5 protein-coding genes are annotated in these 6,382 nt (G+C 31.4%); 3 read left to right on the top strand and 2 right to left on the bottom strand.

Translation table 11 applies throughout. From position 1 onward, the window contains the following. The first annotated feature begins 72 nt into the window (after positions 1–72). Together ACI313_RS05940 and ACI313_RS05935 are read left to right on the top strand one after the other, a co-directional pair. A complete protein-coding gene (locus tag ACI313_RS05940) occupies positions 73–1,809 on the top strand; it encodes an ABC-F family ATP-binding cassette domain-containing protein (RefSeq protein WP_439755542.1) in 1,737 nt (578 codons plus the stop codon). A 1-nt stretch (position 1,810) separates the two neighbouring features. Next, positions 1,811–2,719 (top strand): DMT family transporter, encoded by a 909-nt coding sequence (locus ACI313_RS05935; protein ID WP_439755541.1) that lies wholly within the window; start codon positions 1,811–1,813, stop codon positions 2,717–2,719. Positions 2,720–2,738: 19 nt separating this feature from the next. On the opposite strand, the gene ACI313_RS05930 is transcribed toward ACI313_RS05935, so the two are convergent. Both ACI313_RS05930 and serC read right to left on the bottom strand, forming a co-directional pair. Beyond that, positions 2,739–3,899, bottom strand: coding sequence for a phosphoglycerate dehydrogenase (locus tag ACI313_RS05930; protein WP_439755540.1), 1,161 nt, complete (start codon positions 3,897–3,899; stop codon positions 2,739–2,741). After that, positions 3,899–4,981 (bottom strand): 3-phosphoserine/phosphohydroxythreonine transaminase, encoded by a 1,083-nt coding sequence (gene serC / locus ACI313_RS05925; RefSeq protein WP_320608863.1) that lies wholly within the window; start codon positions 4,979–4,981, stop codon positions 3,899–3,901. Before serC ends, ACI313_RS05930 begins: the two co-directional genes overlap by 1 nt. 192 nt (positions 4,982–5,173) lie before the next feature. Between serC and ACI313_RS05920 the strand changes: the two genes are divergently transcribed. Further along, positions 5,174–6,328, top strand: coding sequence for a DUF349 domain-containing protein (locus tag ACI313_RS05920; protein WP_320608862.1), 1,155 nt, complete (start codon positions 5,174–5,176; stop codon positions 6,326–6,328). Positions 6,329–6,382: the final 54 nt, after the last annotated feature.

Raw genomic sequence — 6,382 nt, 5'->3', positions numbered from 1 at the left:
GCTCCAATGGCAATTGTTGAATTTGTGAAGTAGATTTCTCTACTTCACTTTTTTTCTTGAGGAGGGATTCATATGCTAATTTCGATAAATGGTTTAAATAAAACAATTAACGATAAACAATTAATAAAAAATGTTACATTCTCAATTGAAGAAAACGAAAAAGTCGCTTTAGTTGGTGTAAATGGAACTGGGAAAAGTACGTTTCTTAAAATATTATCTGGAATTGAACCATATGATTCTGGGTCTATTATTAAGAAAAATGGTTTAAATATTTATTATTTAACGCAAAATCCTGTGTTTTCACAAAATACTATTATGGAAGAAATGGTATATCAAAATCGTTTAAATAAACATCCCAAAGAAGACTTTGAAATTAAAACTTTTTTAACTAAACTTGGTTTACTAAACTTTGATCAGTGTATTCAAGAATTATCGGGAGGGCAACAACGTAAATTATCAATTGCTAAAGCTTTGGTAAGTGATTGTGATTTGTTGCTGTTAGATGAACCAACCAATCACTTGGACAATGATATGATTGACTGGTTAGAAGGATATTTATTAAAACTAAAAAAATCAGTTGTATTAGTAACCCACGATCGTTATTTTTTAAATCGAATTTGTACGCGTATTTTTGAATTAGATAGAGGAGACTTTTATATTCACAACGGAAATTATGAAGTTTATGTTCAAAATAAACAAGAACGTGAAATCTTAGAAGCAAAAGCCATTCAAAAACACAATAACCTATATCGAAAAGAATTAGCTTGGGTACAAGCAGGATGTCAAGCACGTAGTACAAAACAACAAGCACGCCTTGATGCATTTGAAAAACTTCGTCAACAACGTTTTAAAACACAAGAAAAAGAATTAGAGTTAACAGGGGTAAGTAAACGATTAGGTAAAAAGACAATTGAATTAGAACATGTTTCTTTTGGCTATGGAGATGATTATCTTATTAATGATTTTTCATACAATTTTCTTAGACATGACCGTGTTGGTTTTATTGGAAAAAATGGATGTGGTAAATCCACGTTGTTGAATTTGATTGCCAATCAGACGCAACCACAACAAGGAACAATTTCCTATGGTGAAACGGTATCAATTGGTTATTTCAAGCAACAAGATTTACAAGACGAGGGTTCTATTCGTGTGATTGACTACATTGAAAAGACAAGTCAAGTAATTGAACAAGGAAAAAATGTTATTACGGCGAGTCAGATGTTAGAAAAATTCTTATTTGATAAAAAGATGCAATATACAACAATTGATCGTTTATCAGGAGGAGAAAGAAAACGTTTGTATTTATGCAAGATATTAATGCAAGCACCAAATGTATTAATACTTGATGAACCAACAAACGATTTAGATATTTTAACGCTTGAAGTATTAGAAGATTATTTGGACGATTTCAATGGAATTGTGATTGTCGTAAGTCATGATCGTTATTTCTTAGATCGTGTATGTGATAAAGTATTTGCCTTTGAAGATGGATATTTACATGAATACAATGGTGGATATAGTGATTATTTACTGAAAATTCAAAGTGAAAAGACATACACTAAAAAAGAAAAGAAAGAATGGAAACAAAGAAAAGTTACACTTTCTTATCAGGAGAAAAAAGAATTGGAAATAATTAATGAACAAATGCCAATTTTAGAACAAGAAATCAATGATATAAATGAACAATTAAATTCCATTGAAGAATATACAAAAATTAGTGAATTATGCGATATGCGAGATAAAAAAGAAAATTTATTAGAAGAATACACAATGCGATGGATGGAATTAGAAGAAAAAATGGAGTCATAACATGGATTTGACAAAGAATAAAAATATTATTTTCTTGGCCGTTATATCTACTTTTTTATGGGGCTGTGCTCCTTCTTTTATTAAAGTAGGCTATCAATTATTAAATATTAATTCATCTAACACGGCATCGCTATTAATGTTTGCGGGTATTCGTTTTACTTTAGCGGGTATATTAGTAATCATAATGCAATCAATTTTGAAAAAGAAAGTTCTAATTCCAAGTAAAAGTGATATGAAACCAATTCTTGTATTAGCTTTGTTTCAAACCTTTGGACAATATTTTTTCTATTATTTAGGAGTAGCTAGAACAAGTGGAGTCAATGCTTCGATTATTTCTGGAAGTGGAGCTTTAATCGCATTATTATTTGCGGTGTATTTATTTAAAAGTGAAACGATGAATAAACAAAAATTAATTGCTTGTATTATGGGATTTGGTGGCATATTATGCATGAATTTAGGACAAAAACTATCGCTTTCTTTTACAGGAGATTGTTTATGTATGATGTCACAATTGTGCTATTCACTATCGAGTTGTTTTATCAATAAATTTACGAAAGAACATAATGCTGTTTTATTAAGTGGATATCAATTCTTTATCGGAGGATTGTCGTTATTTTTCTTAGGAAAAGGAATGGGTGGTTTACTTCATTTTCAAGGATTGAGCATTTATTTAGTAATATTCTATCTTGCATGTATATCTGCTATTGCTTATACACTATGGGGATTATTGTTATCGTGTAATCCAGTTGGAAAAATTGGTGTATATGGTTGTTTAACACCTATTTTTGGTGTTATTGTTTCGGCTGTTGTTTTAAAGGAAATTCAACAAGCTATGAGTATACAAAGTATATTCGCACTGGTTTTAATTGTATTTGCGATATTTATTATGAATAAAGAAAAGGCTTCGTAGGGAAGCCTTTTATAGTATATTATTTTTGATAATGAAGGACACGATATACACCATCAATATTGTCGATGGCATCTAGAGTAGCTTGTGAGATTTCGGTATCTAAATCAAGCATAGTATATGCGATGTCTTTTTTAGATTTATTTAATAAGTTATCAATATTGGCATTATCCACTAGACAATTCGTGATTTGCGAAATCATCTTAGGGATGTTTTTATGGATAATACAAATACGAACAGGAGAATTAAATGGCATTGAAGCATTTGGTAAATTGACAGAATTCGTAATGTTTCCGTTTTCTAAATAATCTTTTATTTCTTGGCACGCTTTTACAGCACAGTTAATTTCACTTTCTTCAGTAGAAGCTCCTAAATGAGGAATCGCAGCTACTTTTGGATGAGAGGCTAATAAATTACTTGGAAAGTCAGTAACATAGAATCCAACTTTACCAAAATCTAAAGCTTCTTTCATATCTTGATCATTTACTAATCCACCACGGGCAAAGTTAATAATCTTAACGCCATCTTTCATATGGGCAATTGATTCTTTGTTGATTGTATTTTTTGTCGAATCATTCATTGGGATGTGTAAAGTGATGAAATCACATTTACGATAAATGTCTTCAATGTTAGTTTCGTGTTGTACATAGCGAGATAAGTTCCATGCAGCATCAATTGACATATATGGATCATAGCCATGAACTTCCATACCAAAGCGAAGAGCTAAGTTCGCAACTTGTACACCAATGGCACCACATCCAATAACACCTAATGATTTACCCATTAATTCGTTACCGGCATAATGTTTCTTTTGTTTCTCAACTAACTTTGATAAATCAGGATTATTTGCTTCTTGTTTAACCCATTCCATTCCATGATATATGTCACGACTAGCAAGTAGTAATCCAGCAAATACTAATTCCTTAACGGCATTACTGTTCGCTCCTGGAGTATTAAATACCGCAATTCCCTTGGTAGTACATGTATCAATATCAATGTTGTTGACACCGGCACCAGCTCGAGCAATAGCTTTTAATTCAGGATTATAGTTAATGTCATGTAAATTGGCACTACGAACTAAAATCGCATCGGGTTGTTCAATGTCTTCATTGACTACGTATTTATTATCTAATTGATTTAATCCTTCTTGGGCAATGTTATTATATAGTTTAACGTTATACATTATAAATTCCTTTCTTCAAACTCTTTCATAAATTGAACGAGTTTTTCCACGCCTTCAATTGGCATCGCATTGTAGATACTAGCACGCATTCCACCAACAGAACGATGTCCTTTCAAGTTTTCAAATCCGGCTTCTTTAGCTTCGGCAATAAACTTAGCATCTAGTTCTTTGTCTCCAGTAACAAATGGAACATTCATTAAAGAACGAGAATCTTTTTCTACAGTTCCTTTAAATAATTTAGATGAATCTAAGAAATCATATAGAATTTTAGCCTTTTTAGTATTGATTTCTTTCATAGCTTCAAGTCCACCTTGGGCTTTGATCCACTTGAATACCAATCCACAAATATAGATTCCATAACAAGGTGGAGTATTGTATAAGGAATTGGCATCGGCTTGTGTTTTCCATTTCAACATCGTAGGTGTATAGCTCAATACATCGTCACGAATTAAGTCTTCACGAATAATGGCAATCACAACACCCGCAGGTCCTACGTTTTTTTGTACACCAAAGTAAATAACACCAAAATCAGATACATTAATTGGTTCTGATAAAATGCAACTAGACATATCGGCTACTAATACTTTTCCTTTGGTATTAGGTACTTCTGGGAACTTTGTTCCATAGATTGTATTGTTGTAACAAATGTATACATAATCCGCATCTTCAGATACATTCAAATCCGAACAATCAGGAATATAAGAGAAAGTTTTGTCTTCACTTGAAGCAATGACATTGGCTTTTACATATTTTTTAGCTTCTTGATATGCTTTTTTAGCCCATTGTCCTGTAATAATATAATCGGCTACACCATTTTTAGATAAATTCATAGGAATCGCTGAGAATTGTTGACTGGCTCCTCCTTGTAGAAATAAAACTTTATAGTTATCTGGAATATTTAATAGATCTCTAAGATCTTGTTGTGCTTCATCAATGATGGTTTGGAACATTTTGGATCGATGGCTCATCTCCATTACGGACATTCCACATCCTTTGTAGTCCAACATTTCATCGGCTGCTTGTTTTAATACGCTTTCTGGTAATACGGCTGGACCGGCACTGAAGTTATAAACTCGTTTCATATTTTTTCTTCCTTTCATCACGTGTTTTATATTATACATCCTTTTTATCATTAATCAAGAAAAATGTTCATAAATTAAAATCAAATGTCTATGAATTAAATACAATTAAAACATAAAAAAAAGAAATGACATTTATTTAAAAAAAAGGTAAAATATTAATATATTGTATTCTATAGTGTGGCGGAGGAAATTATGGCAGTAGATTATAACGATGAAATGTTCGAAGAACAAGACTTAGGTGCAGATATCAATGCGAAGGAAGCATTAATTCAAGAAGCTGAAAGTCTTAAGGATGAAGAAAATTGGAATGAAGCCAATCGTAAAGCAAATCAATTAAAGAAAAGATGGCGTAAAATTCCTTTCTATGAATCTTTACAAGAAGAAGATTTAAGAGAACGTTTTGAAAAGGCTTTAGATGTTGTATATGAAAAACGTAATGAATTATATAAGAAAGCACAAGAAGTTAAATCGGATTTAGTAAAACAAGCAAAGGAATTGTCTGTTTCAACAGAATGGAATAAAACAACTCAAAAATTAAATGATTTAATGGATCAATGGAAACAAGCTGGTAGTGCTGGTGACAAAGATGATGAGCTTTGGGAAGAATTTAATGATGCTCGTCAAACATTCTATAATCGTAAACGTGAAAATTGGGAAGAATTAAATAAAAAATTTGAATCAGCTCGTCAAGTAAAAGAAAATTTAGTTGAACAAGCTAAGAGTTTACAAGATTCTGAACAATGGAAGAAAACAAGCCAAAAATTAAATGATTTAATGGATCAATGGAAACAAGCTGGAAATGCTGGTAAAGAATATGAACAAGCTTTATGGAATGATTTCAATGCAGCTCGTCAAGTATTCTATGATCGTCGTAATGCTTTCTATGAAGATCTTCATAAGAAACAAGATATCAATTATGAACAAAAAATGGCTTTAGTAAATCAAGCTAAACAAATCGTAAATACAAATGAATTTACTAAAGAAAACACAGAAACAATGAAAGAATTGTCTAATGAATGGAAGAAAATTGGTTCTTGTGGAAAAGAAAAAGAAAATACAATTTGGAAAGAATTCCGTGGTGTCAATGATCAATATTTTGATGGTTTAACTAAATTCAATGAACAAAAACATTTGGATTGGGTTAAACGTATGACAGAAACTCGTGATTATAAGAAATCACAAATTGAAAATCAAAAACGCCAAATTGCTCGTCTTCAAGAAGATACAATGGGATTGGTAAGTGAAGAACAAATTCGTTCCATTGAAGCTCAAATCGCAGATAAAGAAGATTTCATTAAAAAATTAGAAGACGAAGTAGCTGATATCGACAAAAAAATCGCTGAATAGAAGAGGCTGTAACAGTTAAATAGCCTGTACAAAAAAGGATAGCTGACTCAATTA

Origin of the sequence: Floccifex sp., assembly GCF_051873495.1 — a bacterium.
Lineage (GTDB): Bacteria > Bacillota_I > Bacilli_A > Erysipelotrichales > Erysipelotrichaceae > Floccifex.
Note: the sequence above shows the minus strand (reverse complement) of the source record. Positions and strands in the feature narration are given on the sequence as shown.